1 protein-coding gene is annotated in these 282 nt (G+C 56.4%); it reads right to left on the minus strand.

The window, feature by feature from the left end; all coding sequences use genetic code 11:
- Positions 1-282: immunoglobulin-like domain-containing protein (locus tag IDM28_RS23695; RefSeq protein WP_188036978.1), on the minus strand; the 282-nt coding region annotated here is incomplete at both ends.

Genomic DNA, 282 nt, shown 5'->3' on the forward strand with positions numbered 1-282 from the left:
GCTTCAGCAGTGACGGCCACAGTCGTGGTATCGATGGTGTCTTCGACAGCAACGGTGGTAGTCGCGCCAGTCAGATCCACAGCTTCGAAATTACCGCCATTGACCGCAGTGACGGTCGCAGTGACTTCGCTACCGTCTTTGTAGACGTCTTCGATGTTGGTGTTAGGGACCTCGAGGGTGCCCTTGCCATCAGCGCCAACAGTTACCGTGTAATCAGTACCACCGACATTTACAGTCAGAGTCGTGGTGCTGCCAGCCTGCGGCGGGTTGCTCAACTGGAAG

Source organism: Pseudomonas sp. EZ-C24, assembly GCF_014525325.1.
Classification (GTDB): Bacteria; Pseudomonadota; Gammaproteobacteria; order Pseudomonadales; family Pseudomonadaceae; genus Aquipseudomonas; species Aquipseudomonas shirazensis.